Source organism: bacterium (assembly GCA_022763185.1).
GTDB lineage: Bacteria > Bdellovibrionota_G > JALEGL01 > JALEGL01 > JALEGL01 > JALEGL01.
Genome location: JALEGL010000003.1, coordinates 50,247 through 70,954 on the forward strand (window position 1 = coordinate 50,247; position 20,708 = coordinate 70,954).

The 20,708-nt window shown below is 37.8% G+C and carries 20 protein-coding genes; 17 read left to right on the forward strand and 3 right to left on the reverse strand.

From position 1 onward, the window contains the following. Positions 1 to 35: 35 nt before the first annotated feature. Positions 36 to 1,121 (reverse strand): DegT/DnrJ/EryC1/StrS family aminotransferase, encoded by a 1,086-nt coding sequence (locus MRY82_00600; protein ID MCI5071428.1) that lies wholly within the window; start codon positions 1,119 to 1,121, stop codon positions 36 to 38. Between the two features lie 135 nt (positions 1,122 to 1,256). Between MRY82_00600 and MRY82_00605 the strand changes: the two genes are divergently transcribed. The 6 genes from MRY82_00605 to MRY82_00630 all read left to right on the forward strand — a co-directional run bounded on the left by MRY82_00605 (position 1,257) and on the right by MRY82_00630 (position 6,634). After that, positions 1,257 to 2,042 (forward strand): protein phosphatase 2C domain-containing protein, encoded by a 786-nt coding sequence (locus tag MRY82_00605; GenBank protein ID MCI5071429.1) that lies wholly within the window; start codon positions 1,257 to 1,259, stop codon positions 2,040 to 2,042. A 24-nt stretch (positions 2,043 to 2,066) separates the two neighbouring features. Then, positions 2,067 to 2,990 (forward strand): S-adenosylmethionine decarboxylase proenzyme, encoded by a 924-nt coding sequence (locus tag MRY82_00610; GenBank protein ID MCI5071430.1) that lies wholly within the window; start codon positions 2,067 to 2,069, stop codon positions 2,988 to 2,990. A gap of 11 nt (positions 2,991 to 3,001) precedes the next feature. After that, the gene (speE, locus tag MRY82_00615; GenBank protein MCI5071431.1) at positions 3,002 to 3,892 is read left to right on the forward strand and encodes a polyamine aminopropyltransferase; all 891 of its coding nucleotides are present in this window, start codon (positions 3,002 to 3,004) and stop codon (positions 3,890 to 3,892) included. A 183-nt stretch (positions 3,893 to 4,075) separates the two neighbouring features. Continuing rightward, a complete protein-coding gene (locus tag MRY82_00620; protein ID MCI5071432.1) occupies positions 4,076 to 4,744 on the forward strand; it encodes an OmpA family protein in 669 nt (222 codons plus the stop codon). 198 nt (positions 4,745 to 4,942) lie between these two features. Continuing rightward, entirely contained in the window at positions 4,943 to 5,476 is a 534-nt protein-coding gene (gene dcd, locus MRY82_00625; protein ID MCI5071433.1) for a dCTP deaminase, read from the forward strand. A gap of 81 nt (positions 5,477 to 5,557) precedes the next feature. Further along, positions 5,558 to 6,634 carry a hypothetical protein gene (locus MRY82_00630; protein ID MCI5071434.1) on the forward strand — a complete coding sequence of 359 codons (1,077 nt, stop codon included), beginning with the start codon at positions 5,558 to 5,560 and terminating at the stop codon, positions 6,632 to 6,634. 46 nt (positions 6,635 to 6,680) lie between these two features. Here the strand turns inward: MRY82_00630 and MRY82_00635 are convergent, their stop codons facing one another. After that, positions 6,681 to 8,648, reverse strand: coding sequence for a Zn-dependent oligopeptidase (locus tag MRY82_00635; GenBank protein ID MCI5071435.1), 1,968 nt, complete (start codon positions 8,646 to 8,648; stop codon positions 6,681 to 6,683). A gap of 199 nt (positions 8,649 to 8,847) precedes the next feature. On the opposite strand from MRY82_00635, the gene MRY82_00640 reads away from it, so the two are divergent. The 5 genes from MRY82_00640 to MRY82_00660 are packed head-to-tail and all read left to right on the forward strand — an operon-like array spanning position 8,848 to position 14,650. Beyond that, positions 8,848 to 10,848: a peptide ABC transporter substrate-binding protein gene (locus MRY82_00640; protein ID MCI5071436.1), complete on the forward strand. Its 2,001-nt coding sequence runs from the start codon at positions 8,848 to 8,850 to the stop codon at positions 10,846 to 10,848. Beyond that, positions 10,845 to 11,768, forward strand: a complete 924-nt coding sequence (locus tag MRY82_00645) for an ABC transporter permease subunit (GenBank protein MCI5071437.1) — start codon at positions 10,845 to 10,847, stop codon at positions 11,766 to 11,768. The genes MRY82_00640 and MRY82_00645 overlap by 4 nt, the downstream gene beginning before the upstream one ends. Next, positions 11,761 to 12,672, forward strand: a complete 912-nt coding sequence (locus MRY82_00650) for an ABC transporter permease (GenBank protein MCI5071438.1) — start codon at positions 11,761 to 11,763, stop codon at positions 12,670 to 12,672. The genes MRY82_00645 and MRY82_00650 overlap by 8 nt, the downstream gene beginning before the upstream one ends. A gap of 6 nt (positions 12,673 to 12,678) precedes the next feature. Further along, on the forward strand, positions 12,679 to 13,647 hold the full coding sequence (locus MRY82_00655; protein ID MCI5071439.1) for an ABC transporter ATP-binding protein: 969 nt from the start codon (positions 12,679 to 12,681) through the stop codon (positions 13,645 to 13,647). Between the two features lie 34 nt (positions 13,648 to 13,681). After that, positions 13,682 to 14,650, forward strand: a complete 969-nt coding sequence (locus MRY82_00660; GenBank protein MCI5071440.1) for a dipeptide ABC transporter ATP-binding protein — start codon at positions 13,682 to 13,684, stop codon at positions 14,648 to 14,650. 60 nt (positions 14,651 to 14,710) lie between these two features. Here the strand turns inward: MRY82_00660 and MRY82_00665 are convergent, their stop codons facing one another. Further along, on the reverse strand, positions 14,711 to 15,913 hold the full coding sequence (locus tag MRY82_00665) for an alpha/beta fold hydrolase (GenBank protein MCI5071441.1): 1,203 nt from the start codon (positions 15,911 to 15,913) through the stop codon (positions 14,711 to 14,713). Positions 15,914 to 16,029: 116 nt separating this feature from the next. Here MRY82_00665 and MRY82_00670 point away from each other — a divergent pair, with 116 nt between their 5' ends. From MRY82_00670 to MRY82_00695, 6 genes are all read left to right on the forward strand, one after another. After that, entirely contained in the window at positions 16,030 to 16,548 is a 519-nt protein-coding gene (locus tag MRY82_00670; protein MCI5071442.1) for a hypothetical protein, read from the forward strand. Between the two features lie 184 nt (positions 16,549 to 16,732). After that, positions 16,733 to 17,869 (forward strand): 5-(carboxyamino)imidazole ribonucleotide synthase, encoded by a 1,137-nt coding sequence (locus MRY82_00675; GenBank protein ID MCI5071443.1) that lies wholly within the window; start codon positions 16,733 to 16,735, stop codon positions 17,867 to 17,869. 1 nt (position 17,870) lies between these two features. Then, the gene (gene purE, locus MRY82_00680; protein ID MCI5071444.1) at positions 17,871 to 18,350 is read left to right on the forward strand and encodes a 5-(carboxyamino)imidazole ribonucleotide mutase; all 480 of its coding nucleotides are present in this window, start codon (positions 17,871 to 17,873) and stop codon (positions 18,348 to 18,350) included. Between the two features lies 1 nt (position 18,351). Further along, the gene (locus MRY82_00685) at positions 18,352 to 18,783 is read left to right on the forward strand and encodes a transcriptional repressor (GenBank protein ID MCI5071445.1); all 432 of its coding nucleotides are present in this window, start codon (positions 18,352 to 18,354) and stop codon (positions 18,781 to 18,783) included. A 7-nt stretch (positions 18,784 to 18,790) separates the two neighbouring features. Further along, the gene (locus tag MRY82_00690) at positions 18,791 to 20,050 is read left to right on the forward strand and encodes an ATP-binding protein (GenBank protein MCI5071446.1); all 1,260 of its coding nucleotides are present in this window, start codon (positions 18,791 to 18,793) and stop codon (positions 20,048 to 20,050) included. A 2-nt stretch (positions 20,051 to 20,052) separates the two neighbouring features. Further along, a complete protein-coding gene (locus tag MRY82_00695) occupies positions 20,053 to 20,604 on the forward strand; it encodes a response regulator (protein ID MCI5071447.1) in 552 nt (183 codons plus the stop codon). Positions 20,605 to 20,708: the final 104 nt, after the last annotated feature.

The following is a 20,708-nucleotide window of genomic DNA, read 5'->3' on the forward strand; positions in this document are numbered from 1 at the left end:
GCATAGCCGGATATTGTCAAATATTAATGGCTTACTTAAGCGCTTAAACGGTACTTTTCTGATAGAGCCTGGATTTTTTCTGCAACAGCAACATGTTCAATCAGGGCGTCTTCTTGGTCAATATGAAGCAGTAGGGTTTCTTCTAGGGCACTTTGGGTGTTGGGTAAATGTGGTGGGCGCAGCATGACATTGATCAGAGCGTTATTGTGCGCAGCTTCAAGACTTTTATCAATAAACGTACAATGTTTTTTCAAACTATCATAAAAAAAGCTTCTTTCTTCAGCAGGGACACGTAAAGGAACGGTGTGTTTGGAAGCAATTGATTGAGTACTATCTTGATATAAATTGATGTTGGTGATCTCAGATAAATAGTTACTATAGGTAGTGTGTATTTGTTGTAGGTGAGATAATTTATGATCTAGTGCATTGAGGTGATGTAAGCCCAAAGCCCCAAAAAATTCACTGAGCTCATGTAGAACAGAATAAGGTTGCTGTATATTTGGACGAACCATCTTTGCAATATGTGTATGATCTGTAATGCATAAGCCGGCTTGACTTGCGCATAGTTGGTTTTTAGGGTGGTGATCAAAGAAGGCAACATCAGAAAACGTTCCCAGTTTTTGATCGCGAAAAAAAGCGCCCAATCCCGATTGAATGTCTTCTATGAGTAAAATTTTGTGTTGACGAGCAAGTTCTTTAAAACGGTGTGCTTGATTGGGTATGCCAAGAGGGTAAGAAAGGATAATGGCTTTGGTCTTTTGATTTATCAACTGTTTGCAGTGTTCAAATGATAAGGTGTACTCACCGGTATTAAGGTCAGCAAAGGCAGGAATGATTTTTTCTTGTAATAAGGCATTAACTGTTTTTGACATACCAAACGAGGTGCAAATGACTTCATCATTGATCCCTATGCCGTGACCTTTGAGGACATTCATCATTGATTTTATTTTTGAATCTGTATTGATGGCATATAAAGAACCAAAATATTGAGCGAGTTCATATTCATATTGTTTGGCATAATTGCCTAAAAAATAAGCATCACTGGTATGAATATTTTTAAGTATATCTAAAAAATAGGTATTTTTTTCGCTTAAATTTTCTGATGGTTGAGTGCTGAGCATTGGAGTCATACTACACCAAAATCTATTGTTTACAAAGACTTAGCATATGTTTTTAGAAAAAAGTTAAGGTTTTTTTTATAAGTTAAATATTTAATTCGTTATTTTTTGTAGAACAAATGTTATAGAAACGAACTGATGGATCAGTATATTTTTGAAAGTAAAGATTTTGTTAGTGAGGAGCATAAGCTCAAAATAGGGTCTTATGCTTTGGCTAGCATAAAATCACCTGCTAAAAAAACAGTCAATGAAGATGCCTGTTGTTTTTTTTCTGTGTCCTCAAAGCTAAATATAGCAGTTGTTTGTGACGGTGTCGGAGGAAGTCCCAATGGTAATAAGGCAAGTAGAATTATTGTTGAAAAGATAAAAGCTTCATGTTTGAACAAAAAAAAACAAACCATTAGAAATGCAATTCTTGATGCAATTGAAGATGCCAACGAAACAATATTAAAGAGTGATGATGGAAGTTTAAGTACCTGCGTTGTTGCGGAAATTCATCCAAATTTGGTTAGATTTTATCACTGTGGAGATTCTATGGCATTAATTCTCAATGGCGATGGAGAGTTAATGTACTATACAGTTTCGCATGCCCCACTGGCCTATGGTCTTGAGTTGGGCGTTAAACGTGCAGAACTACAGCATATTAAGAATTTAGTGAACAATGTTGTGGGCAGTACAGATTTAAGGATAGAAATGAGCGCACTCATACCTCTTGAAAAAAATGATCGTATCGTGTTGATGAGTGATGGCTTAAGTGATAACTACAAGTTTACAAAGCTTTGCGGTAAGCTATCTAAGAAAACAGATTTAAGTACATTGTTGAATGATTTGAAAAATGAGACAGTCGAAAAAATGTTGTCTGTTGAAAAATTAGAGTTTGGTGGGCCAGATGATTTAACCATGTTGGCTTACCAGGTGAAGTAGTTTGAGTGGAAAATTTTAAGTGCAATGAATTTTGATGGTCCAGAAAAAAAATGTGAATTAAGTCTTGTAGCAGATAAAAAAAGTTTAAGAAGCTTGGACTATGGTTTTTGGGAAAAAATAGTTCAGTATGCTAGAGCTCAAATTTTATCGCATGTTAAAAATGAGCATTGTGACGCCTACTTGTTATCTGAGTCTAGTTTGTTTGTATACGATCATAAATGTCTCATGATTACCTGTGGACAAACAGATTTAGCCAAAGCCATGAACGAGTTGATTTTCTTTTTAGATAAAGATGATATCAATCAATTTATTTATGAAAGAAAAATAGGACACTTTCCAGAACAACATCCTTACCAAATTGAAGACGATTATAAGTTATTGAGTAATCATTTTAAATTAGAGAGAAAAATCTTTAATCAAGAAGAAAACTCACCGATTCATTTTTTTTCTTATGAAAAGCCTAGTTTTGAAGCTGAAGAAGATGGAACCATTGAGATTTTAATGCATGATCTAAATCCTGAAGTGTTTTCTTTGTTTTCTTATGACCAAAAAAATAATTTTCAAGACTCTAATGCCTACCAAGAAATAAAAAAACTGCTGCATGGTTTTACCATAGACGAGTATTTTTTTGATCCTTGTGGTTATTCACTTAATGCAATCAAAGAAAACGAATATGCAACCATTCATGTGACTCCGCAAAAAGTAGGATCTTATGTCAGTTTTGAAACCAATATGTTGCATAGAGGTGAGCGCTTGAATCAGATTATTTTAGACTGTGTTGAGATTTTTCAGTCTAATACTTTTGATGTGGTTGTGTTTGATACAAAAGCAATCAACTGGAAGAGCAAACTGTCAGATTCATACAGCATTGAAAATCAACAAGAACACTTGATTCAATCTCAATATCACTTAATGTGTAGACGTTATATTAAAAGTAAAATTAAATGAGGATGTTTGTCATGGAGAGCAATAAACAAAATAATTATCCCAGTATTTGGGTGCAAGACATTTTAAACAAAGATTTTCAACTGTCATTAAGGGTAAAAGAAAGTTTGTATTCTAAACAATCTTCTTTTCAAAGAGTAGACGTAGTGGATACCTATGAAGTGGGTAAAGTTTTGCTCAATGACGGTATTTTTATGCTCAGTGAAAAAGATGAGTTTATTTATCATGAGATGATCAGCCATGTGGCCTTGTTTTCTCACCCAAACCCAAAAAGGGTGTTGATTATTGGTGGTGGTGATGGAGGTACCGCGCGTGAAGTTTTAAGGCATGAGTGTTTGGAAAGTATTGTCATGGTTGAAATTGATGAAGCTGTGGTTGAGGCATGTAGGCTGCATATCCCTCAAACCGGAGATTGTTTGAACCAGCATGATCCAAGGTTTGAGCTGCTGATTGATGATGGGGTAGCCTATATTAAAAATCATATTGCCCAACAAAAACAAAAGTTTGATGTGATTATTGTTGACTCAACTGACCCAATCGGCCCGGCAGCGCCATTGTTTAACCATTCTTTTTATGAGAGTGTAAAGCAGTGTCTGAATAAAGACGGTGTTGTTGTTTCGCAAGCTGAATCTCCTTTTTTGTTGCAAGAAGAGCAAAAACACCTGGTACAAATTTTAAAAGATACCTTTGAATCAGTTCAAGTCTACAATTACTGCAATATGATATATCCAGGAGGCCCCTATTCGTTTTCTATTGCAGGAAATGGACAGTTAGACCCACAAAACATTGTCAGAGAAGAAGAGGCAAAAGAATTGTTTACACAATATTATAGTATAGAGATGCATAAAAGCAGTTTTGTTTTGCCAAGATTTCAAAGAGACTACCTAAAACAAATTTTGTTTTAGATTTGTTTTTTTGCACTTATTGGTTTGTTTAACCGGTTTTTTTGTTTATTTTTAATTGCTTAGTAGCTGAAAAAAATTGCAAAAAATTCAGCTTCGGTTAAGGTCTTTCTCATAAGAAATTTTCTCGTTTGTACAATAACACTTGCAAACGGATTGTAGACCAACCTATCTGAGGAGATATAAATGTTAAAAAAAGGAATGATAAGTTTTGTTCTAGTGGCCGCTTTGGCGCTATTTCAAACATCGTGTGCAACAAAAACAGGTAAAGGCGCAGCCATTGGCGGTGTTGGAGGAGCAGCAGCAGGAGCTGGTATAGGCGCATTAGTCGGTGGTAAAAACGGCGCTTTAGCAGGTGCAGCTATTGGTGCAGTAGCGGGTACAGCAACAGGTGCAGCCATTGGTCGTCACATGGATAAAAAAGAAGCCAAACTTAGAAAACAAGTTAAGAGCGCCAATATTCAGCGTGTGGGCAACGATTTGATTGTACGTTTTCCTTCTGGAATCTTGTTTGACAGTAATCAGTATTCATTAAAAGCAGCTTCACAAAATGATTTGGCGGAGTTTGCTAAAATTATTGCTGAGGACAATACCACATCATTGGTTATTGAAGGTCATACCGATAACACAGGTTCAGATAGTTATAACCAAGTTTTATCAAAAAACAGAGCTGAAAGTGTTCAGACATTTTTGAGTTCAAAAGGTGTTCCTACTTCAAGAATGGCAGCTGTAGGCGCAGGAGAATCTCAGCCAGTGGCAGATAACTCTTCAGCAGAAGGAAGAGCCCTGAACAGACGCGTTGTCGTTAAAGTAATGGCAGATGCTGTTGCTATTGAAAAAATGAACAAAGGTTAATTTTGTTCAAGCGAAACCTCGTGATAGGGTTGAGCGCATAAGAAAAAAGGGACAGGTAACAAATACCTGTCCCTTTTTTATTGCATGGAGTTTTTAAGAGATAAAATTATTTTATGAACGCTTGGCTAATCGGGCTGAAAAAAAACCGCAGCAAGAAAAAACCTTGCTTTGCAGCATATTTATTCGTAAAGCAAGAGTATGATTTTAAGTGATACCCAAATAGAAAAAGAAATAGAACAAGGAAGCATCAAAATAGAACCTTTCAGAGCAAAGTGTTTAGGGTCAAACAGTTATGATGTGCATCTTGGTAAAACCTTGGGTGTTTATGATGACGCTATTTTGGATAGCAAAAAAGATAACAGCGTTCACTACTTTGAAATTCCAGAAGAAGGATATGTTTTAAAACCTAATGTTTTGTATTTGGGAATTACTGAAGAATATACCGAAACCCATAAACATGTGCCTTTTTTAGAAGGTAAGTCCAGTGCCGGTCGTTTGGGGATTGATATTCACGCCACGGCAGGTAAGGGTGATGTTGGTTTTTGTAATTATTGGACTTTGGAAATCTCTGTGCAAATGCCAGTAAGGGTGTATGCGGGGATGCCTATTGGACAGCTGATTTATTTTGAAGTCAGTGGAGAAGTCAGAACCAGCTATGCCACAAAAGCTTCCGCCAAGTACAATCAAAAAGATGTTAAGCCCATGGGCTCCATGATGTGGAAAAACTTTTAAGTTTTTTCATAGGTGAAGAATCAGTTCTGAGTACTCATTTTTAGGCTTGAATATTCTATTTAAGTTGGGTAGCTTCCCAGTATGGGGAAATCAGTCAATAGAGTTGTGTTTGTATTCGTAGGTATTTTAAATCTGGGTCTTGGACAAGCTGTTTATGCGCAAAGTGAACTGGGGGTCAGCTCTAGTTTATTCTCAGGTGAAATCAGGCAGAGTTATAGCAGCAGTTCAGCGCGATCATTAAAAGATTTGCTGTTTTTTTGGAATGAGGATTATACCGATGATCTGTCAAGGCCATGGAAAGCTGACTTTGATGTGGACGCTTATCGTGAGAACCTTAAAAATTCTTGGTATGGAAAGTGCCGTAATAAAGATTTTTACTATTATCCAATACAAGAAATCACCATTGCTGGAACTTCAAAATTACAGGATAAATGCAGACCTGAGTTTTTATACTCTTGGGGAAATGAAAAAAAGCTAGAAGAATTAAAATCTGTTGCAGGAAATGGTGCGTGGTCACATGGTTTTGCTCCTTCGATTTCAGATGCGTTGTCTGATCAAAATATTAGAGTTTTGTATATGGGCTTAACCCCTGCCAGTACCTTTCCTTATGGAGATGTCATGGTTCGTTTAAAGGTTAGGCCAGATGTGAGTTTTATTAATATTGAAAGTGAGTGGTTCAGGCACAACTGGGGGGCTGACTGTTCTAAAGTTTCTCAAAACATTAAAGATAATGTGATTGTGTATAAATATAGAGTGTTTGATGGACCTGCCTTGCCGGCGTATCAAGTTTATTTGGAGTATCAAGCATGTTCACCCAGAGTTTTTGAGTCCTGGAGCCATGATACAAAATATAATTATGATGAAATTGTGAAAGATTATTTATGGATGATGTATGGAGAATCATGGACATCTGAGCATATTGCGTATCAATATTTGGTAGATGGATTATCTATTCAGCAAACAGAAACATATGGTAAAGGACGCTTTCATCAGCAAAATATTGATGGAGCAAGGTGGACAAAAGAAAACTTTACCCAAATGCTCAAAGTGCAAATTGATAGGATCAAGGTTAAGAAGGGAGAAGTTTTTTATCACAACGCTTGCTTTAATCATTATGATTACACGCAGCCTATGTGGTTCTTAAATGATGTACCGTGATAAACAGGAAAGTCTTTTTTAGCGAGATGAATTGATAGTTTTTATTCTACAAGCCTAAGCTTTGAATAAACGCATTGTTGTTGGAAGATCTTTGTAGAAAACCTTCAATCAATACTTCTGCATCTTGACTTCCACCTTTTTCTAAAATCCACTTTTTATAGTCAAGACCTGCGTTTTGGTCCAGCAGCCCATTTTTTTCAAAGCGTGTAAATAAGTCTGCGGCATAAACTTCAGCCCAAAGGTAACCATAATAGGCAGAATCATAGCCGCCCATGAGGTGGCCAAAGCCTGCAACTTTGAGAGAATCTTCTGGCATGGGAATGCTAAAAATATCCTTTTGTACATCACTCCAAAGTTTGATGGGATCAAGTTTACCATTGCTTGTATGGTACTTTAAATCAACGGTGGCAAACATCAATTGTCTGCAATAGTGTAGACCTGTATCGCAGAGTTTGGAGGCTAGGATCTTGTCTAGCAGGTCTTTAGGCAAAGTTTGAGAAGCGTTTTGATAATGTCCGGAGAATTTATTGAGCATGCGTTCATCCCACACCCAATTCTCTAAAACCTGTGAAGGGGTTTCAACAAAGTCTCTGGCGACACTTGTTCCAGAAAAGGCTAAGTACGGAGCGCGAGTTAGAGTTTGGTGCATGATGTGACCAAACTCATGAAATAGGGTTTCTACCTGATTGATAGGCAATAAAGAGGGGGTGTCTTGGCTTGGCTGAGGGAAGTTTGCCACAATAGCAGATACCGGTTTATTATAGCTACCATCGGGCAACAGTCTTCCTGATTTTAAAGTAAAGGCAGCGGCATGGGGGTATTTGTTGTTACGAGGGTATAAATCCATGTAAAAGTATGCCACTGGATTAGGATCATTGTTTTCAGTAATGCTAAATAATTGAGCATCTTTGTGCCAAGCAAAGTGATTATCAATTTGATTAAACTTTACGTTGAATAGCGTTTGATAAATGTCAAACATACCCTTGATCACAGTTTTTGCCGGGAAGTATTCTTTGATAAGTTCTTGATCAACTTGGTATTTTTCTTTTTTCAGTTGATTCATATAGTAGCGCCAATCCCAGTCATTGAGATGTGTTGTGCCAGGTTGCTCTTTTTGTTTGAGTGCAAGGAGTTGGTCAAGCTCTTGTTTGAGTTTAGGCCGGAGTTTGTTAGTAAGGTCTTTAAGAAAGTGCTCAACGTTTTCTGGGGTTTTGGCCATACGCTCTTCTAAAATGAATGCCGCGTGATTTTTATAGCCCATGATTTTTGCTAAAATATGACGTATGCGTAAAGCTTGTTGAAACAAGGCAATATTCTGTTTTCCGCCACGTTTGAAAAACTTTGTTTGTAAAAGCTTTCGTGTGGAAGCTTTTTTGGCATTTTCCATAATGGAAAAATAGTGTGGGTAGGCCAACGTAACAATGTAAGTATTGCCTTTGGTTTTCTCAAGCTGCTCTAGAAAAGATTCGGGTAAGCCTTCGAGATCGCTTTTTGTAAGCTCTGTATTGTCAGTGTGTTCAGCAAGGTTTTTACTGAATTGTGATTGCAGTTCACTTAAGGCCTTACTGAGTTTGTTGTAACGTGATCTTTGATGTTGATTGAGTTTCATGCCTGAACGCTCAAAAGCAAGAAGCGTTTTGTCAACCAAACGCTTATCAACGGGTTTAAGCTCAAGATAATCATGTTTATTTTTAAAGCTATGTAAAACTCTATAAAGTTTTTCTCGCGTATAAAGATCAACATAAAATTGATTCACCTGCTGTTGGCAATTAAAAGCGGAATCTCTTAATGATTTGTCGGCAGAGACACTGTTGAAAAAAACCAGAGGCAAATAAATGTCGCTAAAGTCTCCTAAGCTTTGATCAAAGGCAACAAAGGTATTGTTAAAGCTGACGCTGTCTGGATTTAAGTTTTCAATTGAAGAGAGTCTCATGTCCAGCTGTTTTATAGCTTGCTGGCAATGTTCTGTGATTTGTTTGGCGTCTAGATTAAAATCAATAGGCGAGTTGTGCATGCCGCTATTTATGAAAGGTTATCTTAAAAAAAGCAAAGAAAAAACGCTGTATTAAAAAAGTTTGGATAGTAAAAATGATATAAGCATAATTTTTTTTACGCGTTAAATTATTAAATTAATAAATGTTTCTAGCAAAAATATTAAATAAAAGGATTTTTTTATTGTATTTTTTATTGATCTTGTCTAACAACACAAGACTATGCAGAAAAATATTTTGCGTTATGCGCTAGTTTTAGGGTTTAGTTTAATAGTAAGTTCTTGTATTTCAACGGAAAATGAGAAGTTTTTTGGTACAACAAAACCAAAACATGATCCAAATGTTTTGTGGATCAACAATGGATCAGAACCACAATATATGGATCCACAAAAAGCTTCTGGTGCGCCGGATGGTGAAATTGTAAGAAATATGTTTGGTCGTTTAACAGAAATTAATCCTAAAACCGGCAAACCTATTGCTGACATGGCAGAAAGATGGGAAATTTCTGAGGATGGGACTGAATTTACATTTTATATGCGAAAAGGATTGCAGTGGTCAGATGGTAAGCCTCTGACAGCACATGATGTTGAGTATTCATGGTTACGTTTGCTTGATCCAGAAACAGCGTCTGTGTACGCAAGTTTGGCTTTTGATATTGTTAACGGTGACGCTTATAATCTGGGAGCAATTTTTGTTCAAGGCCAAGGGCTCAGTGTTGAAAAAATTCAAGATACATTAAGTGCTTTGGATCTGGGCGATATCAAACAGTCCAAATATCCAGCGGGCTTCATGGTCTATCCAGAGGGTTCTGATAAAGATGCTGTGCGCAAAGCTATTCTAAAGAAAGTAAATGAGGAAAAAGTTTTAGGTGCAGAGGTTACAGCAGAACCGGCCGCCAAAAAACATGTTCAAGCTAAGGCTTTGGATGATGAACGGTTTTGGGTCAAGCTTAATGGTCCACTTCCATATTTCTTAGCCATGATTGAGTTTTATATTTTTGCCATTGTTCCTGAGCATGTGATTGAAAAAATTAAAGCGCGCGACGGTGATGATAGTTTATGGGTACGCCCTGAAAATGTGGTGTGTAACTATGCATATTGTTTGGAAGAAGAGGCCTTTAGACAGTATAAAATTTTTAAAAAGAACCCATTATTTTGGGATGCTAAAAATGTCACCCTTGATACCGTGAAAGCCTATTCTATTGAAAGTGGTAATACCAATATTTTTATGTACAGAACAGGGGAGGTTGATTGGACAGGTGCCAATACCGATGTGCCCTTGGAGTACATTAAAAAACTTAAGCACTTAGAAGATTTTCATATTGATCCTTATCTTGGCGTATACTTTTATGGCTTTAATGTGAACTCTAAACCTCTGGATGATAGCAGAGTGAGAAGAGCCTTGAGTAAAGCTGTGGATAGAAAAGCTTTGTCTGAGATTTTGGGTGGCGGTGAGATTCCTTTTGCCGATATGGTTATGGATGGCTTAGCGGGTTACAAATCTTTAGGTACGCCATTGTTTGAGCCGAAAGAAGCAAAAAGACTTTTAGCAGAAGCAGGCTTTCCAGATGGCAAAGGTTTTCCTCGCTTAGAGCTGGTTTACAACACCCAAGAAAAACATAAGCAAATTGGACAAGCCGTTCAACAAATGTGGAAAGAGAATCTTAACATTGAGATAGAGTTGGTGAATAAAGAATGGAAAGTGTATCTGGATGATATGACCGGAAGAAACTACGACATTATTCGTAGAGGTTGGATTGGTGACTTTATTGATCCTTACACTTTCTTGGAATTGGCCTTGTCAACATCCGGCAACAATAGAACAGGTTGGAAGAATGCAAAGTACGATAAGTTGATTCGTAATGCGAATATCATGAGCGATTACGATAAGCGACTTGAAATGATGCGTGAAGCAGAGAAAATTCATGCGCAAGAGATGCCTTTTATGCCATTGTTTTTGTATACAAGGAATCATATCAAAAAACCCTATTTGAAAGGCTTTTACTTTGACTATCAAGGACATCATCATTGGAGGTATATGTACATTGATGAGCGTTACTATGATGGTAAATATCATAAAGAGCTTCCTGAGGAAGAAGATCCTTTAAGAAGAAGCCCTGTGTGGCCTCCATCAGAGGAAACAACAACCATAACTTTGGATGAAATAAAGGGTTCAAAGTCAGCGAGTGTCAATGTAACGCAAATCAATAAGGTGGGATCATGATTAGATTTATTACCCGACGTTTGATCGGTATTGTTATTACATTTTTTGTGGCAATCAGCTTGTCATTTTTTATTGTTCGTTATGCCAAGGGTTCACCCTTTACATCTGAGCGGGCCATGACTGCTGAAGTAAAACAAGCTTTAGAAGAGCGCTACGGCTTTGATAAGCCAATGCCAGTTCAATACATGAACTACATGAAAAAAGTGTTTTTTGAATTTGATTTGGGTTTATCAACCAAATACCCAGACAGAACCGTGAATGAAATTATTGGTATGAGCTTACCTAAAACCATGCTGCTTGGCATGTTTGCTTTGTTTTGGGCTATACTCGTGGGCTTGTCTGCAGGAATAATTGGAGCTGTGAAGCAAAATACCAAGTGGGATTTTGCTGCCATGTCGATGGCCGTTGTGGGTATAAGCTTACCCAGTTTTGTTTTAGGTCCAATTTTAGCTTTGATTTTTGCGCTGGGCTTACTATGGTTTCCTGCCGGTGGCTGGGGAACCTTTAGTCACTTGGTTTTACCCGCTATTACTTTAGGAACGCTCAGAGCTGCGTATATTGCGCGTTTATCTAGGAGTGGAATGCTTGAAGTAGTCCGTTCTGATTTTGTTAGAACAGCCCGAGCAAAAGGTTTAAGAGAGTCTTACATTATTTGGAAACACGCATTGAAAGGCGGTATCATTCCGGTTGTAAGTTATTTAGGGCCAGCCATTGCGAACATCATGGTTGGAAGCGTTGTGGTAGAAAAAATCTTTAACTTACCAGGGATGGGACCTTACTTTGTTGATGCGGCCTTTAACCGGGATTATTTTTTAGTGTTGGGTGTTGTGATTGTTTATTCAGCATTTCTTTTATTATTAAACTTGGCGGTGGATGTTGCCTACCGTTTATTAGATCCGAGGGTAAATTTCAATGGCTAATGCATTAGAAAAAAAACAAGAAGAAAGAATAATTGTTGAAGGAACATCTTTATGGAAAGATGCTTACCGACGTTTAAAGAAGAACAAGCCAGCCATGATTTGTGCCTATATTGTGCTATTTTTAGTGCTTTTATGTTTTTTAGGGCCATGGATTATCAATGAGTTTTTTCCAGACTATGCTTACAGAAAAACAGACTTGGTTTTAAAAGCGCAGCCACCTTCATTGAAGCATTGGTTTGGAACAGACTTTTTGGGGCGTGACTTGTTTTCAAGAGTGTTGATGGGTGGACAGATCAGTATCAAAATTGGTTTGATAGCCGCCATTGTTGCCGCCATTTTTGGTACGGTCTATGGTGCTATTTCAGGTTATGCGTCACGCAGAGTTGATAATCTTATGATGCGCTTTGTAGATGTGATGTATTCTTTGCCTTACATGTTCTTGGTGATTATTTTTATTACCATGACCGACAGTAAAAGCGAAATGCTACTTTTTGCAGCCTTGGGGCTTGTGGGTTGGTTGACCACAGCCAGGATTGTAAGGGGGCAAGTGTTGGGCTTAAAAAACAGAGAGTTTGTTCTGGCCGCAAAAAGTGTTGGGGTGAGCTCAGCCGGTATTATTTTTAAGCATTTGATTCCTAACACACTTGGTCCCGTGATTATTTATTTTACGCTCACTGTGCCAACCATGATTTTACAGGAAGCCTTTTTATCCTTTTTAGGTTTAGGTGTTCAGCCTCCAAAACCAAGTTTGGGTTCTTTGATTAACGACGGTGCCAATCATATGATTGCTTTTTGGTGGGAGTTGGTTTTCCCAGGTATGTTTATGGCAATTTTATTGTTTTGTTTAAACTTTTTAGGTGATGGGGTCAGAGACGCTTTGGATCCTCAAATGAGGAAGGACTAAATTATTATGTCAAACGTATTGAGTATTAATAACTTAAAAACATATTTTAAAACAGAAGATGGAGTTGTCAAAGCCTGTGATGGTGTTTCTTATGAGCTTAAAAAGGGAGAAGTTTTAGGTGTCGTTGGAGAGAGTGGTAGTGGTAAGTCTGTAACCGCAATGTCAGTTATGCAATTGGTGCCGCAGCCTCCGGGCTATTATGCTGGGGGAGAGATTATTTTTGAAGGCAAGGACTTGTTGAAATTATCTCAAAAACAAATGCGTGATATCAGAGGTGAGAGTATTTCTATGATCTTTCAAGATCCAATGACTGCTTTAAACCCTTATCTAAAAATTGGTACACAATTGATTGAAGTATTGGTTAGACATAAAAAAATGAGTTCCGATGCTGCTTTTAAGCGTTCTGTAGAGATGATGGCTAAAACCGGTATTCCTATGCCAGATAAACGGATGAATATGTATCCGCACGAGTTATCGGGTGGTTTAAGGCAAAGGGTAATGATTGCCATGGCGCTTTTAAATGAGCCAAGTGTCTTGATTGCCGATGAACCAACAACAGCACTTGATGTAACCATTCAGGCACAAATATTGGATTTAATTAAGGAGTTGAATCACAATTTTGGTACCAGTGTTATTTTTATCAGTCATGATTTGGGTGTGGTTGCAGGGATGACGGATAGGATAGCTGTGATGTATGGGGGAAGAGTGGTTGAAACAGCTTCTACTCCGGCTTTGTTTAAAAATCCATCACATCCTTATACAAAAGCACTTTTATCCAGTATCCCACGTTTGGATGAAGAAAAAGGATCTGCATTAAAACCCATTAAAGGATTGCCACCAAGTTTAGAAAACTTACCCAGTGGTTGTTACTTTCATCCAAGATGTCCAAAAAAAGTAGAGCGTTGTGAACACAGCTACCCGGAAAGAAAAACGATTGGAGAAGGTCACTGGGCAACATGTTGGGAAATTGAGTAGTATGAGTTTTAGTACGAATGATGGAGATTGAATCATGAGTGAAAATATTTTAAAAGTTGAAGATCTTAAAGTACATTTTAAATTAAGACAAAAAGGTATCTTTACATCTGAAGTGCAAACAGTGAAAGCTGTAGATGGTGTGAGTTTTGAAGTAAAAAAGGGTGAAACCTTAGGTTTGGTAGGAGAAAGTGGCTGTGGAAAATCCACGTTAGGCCGCGCTATTTTACAGTTAATTAAACCAACATCGGGCAAGGTATTTTTTGAAGATCAAGAAATTACCGCCATGAGAAACTTGCAAAAGATGCGTAAAAAAATGCAGATCATTTTTCAAGATCCTTATGCATCTCTAAATCCAAGAATGACGGTTGAAAGTATTATCTCAGAACCTTTAAAAACATTTAATATAGCAGAAGGTTCAGAGCTTACACGTAAAGTACAAGAGCTTATGGAAATGGTGGGTTTAAGGCCGCAATATATCAGACGCTATCCACATGAATTTTCTGGTGGACAAAGACAAAGAATTGGAATTGCTAGAGCTATTGCTCTTAATCCTGATTTGATCATTGCCGATGAACCCATCAGTGCTTTGGATGTTTCTATTCAAGCTCAGATTTTAAACTTGATGCAAGATTTGCAAAAAGAGTTGGACTTAACCTATATCTTTATTGCCCATGATTTGGCTGCAGTCAGACATATCAGTGATAGAGTTGCCGTTATGTATTTAGGCAAATTGGCTGAAGTAGGGACTGCGGATGAAATCATTAAAAATCCGCAACATCCGTATACCAAAGCCTTGATTTCAGCGATTCCAATCCCTGACCCAGCCATTGAGAAAAATAAACAAAAAACTGTTTTAAAAGGCGATGTTCCTAGCCCAATAAACCCACCTAAAGGCTGTAGATTTCATACGCGTTGTCCAATTGCAATCGATAAATGCAGCCAAGAGATTCCTTTGCTTGAAAACAAAGAGCAGCGCTTGGTAGCTTGTCATGAGGTAAGATAAAAGTAGCCAGGTAAATCGCACCAGCGCAAGGATATGCAAAAAAAAATTAGTTGCTCTCTTTTAGAGAATTAGCTCGCTTACAATTTTATTTTCACTTTCTAAGGTTTTATGAACGGGACAGCGATCAGCTATTTCCAGTAGACGTTGGCGTTGTTCTGGAGTTAGTTCGCCTTGTATATGGATTTTTCTGTGAATAAAATCAATTTTTCCTGTTGTTGTTTCGCAATCTTTGCAGTCTTTGGCATAGATTTTTTCATGGGTCAGCATGATTTTTATGCTGTCGAGCTTAAGTTTTTTGTGTTTGGCGTACATTCTTAATGTCATGGATGTGCAGGCACCCAAGGATGCTAAAAGCAAGTCATAAGGATTTGGGCCAAGATCTTTTCCGCCAAGCGTTTGTGGCTCATCAGCAATTATAGTGTGGTTAGCTGTGCTGATTCTTTGAGTGAAAGGTTGTTTGATTTCTTCTACAATGACGCTCCCAGGTTGAAGTTGCTCTAAGGTGGGGTCATGTGCAGGCAAGTGGCGATCAAACCAACTGGCAATCAGTTGTCCTACATAGAGGGCATCTTCTTTTTTGCTGAGCAAATGATCTGCTTGGTCTAAGCTGACAAAATTCTTGGGGTGCGTGAGCTTTTCATACAGTTTCTGCGCATGATTTATGCTGACAATAGTATCAACGGGAGAGTGAAAAATTAAAGTGTCTGCATTGTTTTGTGAAAGCTGTTTTTCTAAATCAATATGTTGAATATCCTGCATAAACTGACTGCAAAGTTTAAAAGGTTTTTGGCCTAATTTAAATAGGTAATGGTCGCTTTGTTTTTCAAGATGTTTTTCAAGGTGTGAAGGGTGGCTGGGTGCTCCAATAGTGACCAAACCTTTGAGTTGAGGGATTGTATGGGCGATAGCTAAAGCCGCGGTTCCTCCTAGGCTGTGTCCAATGAGAAGTGATGGACTTTGATAGTGGGTTTGCATAAAATCAATGGCAGCTTGTAAATCTTGTAAATTTGAACTGAAATTGGTTTTAGAAAACTCTCCCTGGCTGGAACCCAAGCCGGTAAAATCAAAGCGCAAACTGGCAATACCTTTATTAGCCAGTTCTTTGGATACTCTTGCAGCAATAGCAATGTCTTTAGAGCAGGTAAAGCAGTGAACAAAAAGAGCATAGCTGCGTATAGGTGAAAAGAGGGGTAGGTCAATTTTTGCACTCAAAGTTTGATTTTGGGCATTATTAAATTGAATAGCTTGGGTTTGTATTAGCATAAGCTTTCTCCGTAGAATGATTTATCATGCAAATCTATTCACTTTCAGTTCATTTTGCTAGTATATTATTTCAATGCAACATTATTCTCTTTTGTTCCAAAAGAAAGGAAGATTTTATGAGTAAAAAGTTATTGGTTTTATGTTTATGCCTTGGTTTAGCGGCACCTTCAATGGTGTTTGCCAAAAAAAGAGCTAAAAAACAATCCCAAAGAATTAAGCAAAGCGTAAAAAGTGGCCAGTTAACCAAAGAAGAAGCAGTAGGACTTCGTGAAGATGGCAAGGCCATTAGAGAAGAAGTGAAGTCAGCTAAAGCAGATGGTACAGTTGACCAAGCAGAGAGAGCTAAAATAAAAGAAATGCGTCAAGAGCGTTCTAAGAAAATTTATCAAGAAAAGCATGACGAAGAGCGAATGCTATCAAAAGATAAAAGAAAAAAAATGAAGCAAGCCGTACGTTCAGGTAAGATGACTTCAGAACAAGCCAAGGAAATAGAATCTGAAAGCATGAAAATTAGAGAGCAACGCAAGTCGTTTATGAAAAATGATAATAAGATTGATGAGCAAGAGCGTGAACAGCTTAAAAAAATGCGTGAAGCACTTCGTGCAAAAACAAAGTCTTACATGAAAGAGGAATAAAATACTGAAACTGTGTCACAGTTTTTTTAGAAAAGGCGCTTGAATAAGCGCCTTTTTATTTGAAGGCTTAAAATGCATTTGTAAGACTTAGAAAAATATTTAAGTTTTGCTTGTTGCGTCTCAAACCTAAGATTAAAAATTAGATTGCAATCGCATGAAGTCAGGGTTATGAAGCATAAGTACTATGAAAGAAATGCAAAAAACCCTCAAGCTTGGTATTGTTGGTGGTGGGCAGTTGGCAAAAATGATGTTGCACGTTGCACAGCGCTTGGGGCTGCATACTGGAGTTTTAGATCCCAACAGAGAATGTCCAGCAGCTGCTATGGCACATGAATACAAAGAGGCCAGTTTTTCTGACGGTCAGGCTATTTTAGAGTTTGCAAATGATTATGACTTTGTCACTTACGATTTAGAACATGTAAATGTTGATGAGTTATTAAAAGAAAGCTGCGCAGTTAAAGATAAATTTTTTCCCAAACCAGAAACATTGAATCTTATTCAGGATAAGTTGGTTCAAAAAAAGTTTTACCTTTCTCATAATTTGCCTACAGCAAAGTTGTTGCAAGTCGATAGCACCCCTTACCCATGTATATGGAAAGCGCGGAAAGGGGGTTATGATGGTTACGGTGTAGCCCAACTCAAATCAAAAGAAGATTTTTTAAATTTTAAAGATAAAGTTCCATATCTGCTAGAAGAAAAAATAAACATTCAAAAAGAACTTTCAGTGGTGGTTGCAAGAGCTAAAAATGGCCAGATGGTTCATTATCCGGTGGTAGAAATGCTGGTGGATCAAGAAAAAAATATACTTGATCACTCCTGTAGCCCCGCCCAGATTGATGATCAGCTTAGTTCTCAAGCCATTGCTATTGCTTGTAAAGTTGTTGAGAAGCTAGAAGATGTTGGCTTGTTTGCAGTAGAGCTGTTGTTGGATCAAGATGATAAAATCTTAATTAATGAAATAGCTCCAAGACCGCATAACTCTGGGCACCATACAATTGAAGGCTTCAATATCTCGCAGTTTGAACTGCATTTACGGGCTGTATGCGGATTTCCACTTATTAAGCCTGTTGCAAATAAAGCCTACAGTGGTGTTTTAAATTTGTTAGCAGACCTTTCCTATAAAGGTGAGGTGGAAATAGATGGTTTTACACAAACGATGTCTATGCAAAATGTATATTTACATATCTATGGTAAGCAACAAGCAAAGCCTGGAAGAAAAATGGGGCATGTGACTGTTTTGGCCGACAGCTATGAGGAGCTTGTGCAAAATATTGATCAGCTGAAGCAGTTGATCAATGTGAGAGGTAAGGAGAAGGTATAGTATGGTTGGAATAATTATGGGCAGTGACTCTGATTTAAAAGTGATGTCCGCAGCTAAAGATACTTTAGGTGAACTGGGTCTTGCTTATGAAATGAATATTGTATCGGCACATCGGACACCGCAAAGAATGTTTGATTATGCAAGGGATGCTAAAAAAAGAGGTTTAAAGGTTATTATTGCTGGAGCTGGTGGAGCAGCGCACCTGCCAGGCATGGTTGCTTCTATAACTTCTTTGCCAGTGATCGGTGTACCGATTAAGGCAACAGATATGATGGGTTTGGATGCATTATTGTCAATTGTTCAAATGCCTGGTGGAGTTCCTGTGGCAACTGTAGCGGTCGACAATGCAAAAAATGCGGCTATTCTTGCTGCAAAGATTGTTGCCTTAAGTGATGATAAGCTTGAACAGGCTTTGGAAAAATATACTGAGGATATGAAGACGACTGTTTTATCTAAAGCTCAAAAAATGGGAGATTATTGATATGCCTGATAAAAGTAACTTAGATCTTCTTAATGAATATATTAAAAAAAAGGGCTTAAGGTACTCCAAGCAAAGAGAAGTGATTGCTAAAGCTTTTTTTAAAGCGCAAGATCATATTGAAGTGGAAGATTTGTTTGCTAAGATCCAGAAAGAAGATGCAAAGATTGGTATAGCTACAGTTTATCGTACACTTAACTTACTTAAAGAGTGTGGCTTAGCGGTTAAAAGAGATTTTGATACGGGTATCATTGTTTATGAGAAAGCTCAGAAGAAACACCATGATCATTTGATATGCATAGAGTGTGAGAAAATTGTTGAATTTGAAGAGGAAAAAATTGAGCGCTTGCAAGATAAAGTTGCGGTAGACCACGGCTTTAAATTGACCTTTCATAAGATGGAACTTTATGGTCTGTGCTCTGCATGTCAATCGTAAGTAGTTTATGATTCCTCGTCGGCCAATACCAGTAACAGAGCCTTTTTTATTAAAGTTGCGCTGGCTGATAAGAATTCGCTGGTTTGCAATATTGGGTCAAGCGTCGGTCACTTGGGTTGTTTTATTTGTTTGGGAAATTCTTTTACCCGTTGAGTTTTTTTTGGGTGTTCTTGCCGTCAATACAATGAGTAACATTCTGGCTATGATACTGATGCACAGAAAGTTTATCAATAGAGATTCAATTCTTAAAGCCTTGTTGCTTTATGACGTTTTGTCTTTGACAGCACTTTTATGGTTCTCTGGTGGTCTGTATAATCCATTTAAATACATGTACTTGATTTACATAGCACTTTCCGCCCTAATTCTAAGGTCTTGGTGGAAATGGTTTTTAGTGGTGATTAGCGTTGCATGTTATGCGTTTTTATACTGGTCGCCGGTACCAGATGATTTTATTGCCTACATGCGCGCTAAACCTATTGGCGAAGTGGCCGCCTTTTTGGTTGCTGTTGGATTTATTTCTTCTTCAGTTTATAAATTGACCCAGTCCTTGTTGTACGGAGAAAAGGTAATGCAAACTTTACGAGAAAAACAGTGGCAAAGTGAAAAGTTGAATTCATTGGCAACCTTGGCTGGTGGAGCAGCGCATGAATTGGCAACGCCCTTGTCTACTATAGCAATCTCAGCCAAAGAGTTGGAAAAACGTCTTGCCAAGTACGATGGTTTTAAATTTGAAAAAATGGATGCCCGTCTCATCCGTGATGAGGTGAAAAAATGTCAGACAATTTTGCGCAATATGTCAACTAAGTCAGGTGAGTTGCATGGAGAAACTGTACAGCTTTACAATTTAGAGCAAATGATGCATGAGTCTGCTTCAGAGTATAAAAATGATGTCGAGATTCAGTCGGATTTGCCCAAAGATACAAAAATAAAAATATCAGTCAAAACCTGTGCTATGGTTTTAACATCTTTATTGAAAAATGCTGTACAGGCCAATGGGACTAAAAAAGTTTTGTTTAAGGCCAGCAAACAAAGAAATCATCTGATGCTTGAAATACAAGATTTTGGTGAGGGAATGAGTGGAGAAGTGTTGCAAAGAATTGGTGAACCTTTTTTTTCACTGAAAGAGCCCGGTCAAGGGATGGGGCTAGGAGTCTATATTGCTAGTGCTTACATTGACAGTATTGGTGGGGAAATTGTTTATGATTCAGTGATTGGGCAAGGGACAAAAGTGACATTGAAACTTCCGTTAAACATGATAGAGGGATGACGATGGACAATAAAACGATTAGCTTTTTAGTGCTGGATGATAACGACAGTTTTAGAATGCGGATGCGCGTTGGTTTAGAGGATCGTGGATTTGAAGTCTTTGAAGGGCGTAATGTTGATGAAGGTGTTAGAATAATTAGTCGTCATCCAGTTCAATATGCTGTGGTTGACCTTAGAATGCCTGGTGGAACTGGCTTGGACTTTTTAAAGCAGATACAAGGCATGAAGCATGGCTGTAAAATTCTTATTTTAACGGGCTATGGAAGCATTGCAACAGCAACACAGGCCATTCATTTAGGGGCTGTGAATTACTTACAAAAACCCGTTGACTTGGATGATATTTTAAGAGCATTCAATGAAGATTTTCAAAAAATTACGCCAAGGCCACAGGATATTGAAACACCATCTTTGGAGCAGATAGAGTGGGAGCATATTCAAAGAGTGCTGGAGGATTGTGATGGAAATATCACTCAAGCTGCAAAAAAAATGGGCATGCATCGCCGAACATTACAGAGAAAGCTTAAAAAATATGCACCGATGAAAAGAGATATTTAATAGATCTTTTGAAGAATAAATATTTTTTTGTCTAAGTTAAGTTATTGAAAATAATAAAGAAATAAAAGAACATTATGTCGCAGTGTTAAATTCTTTACCTCTTT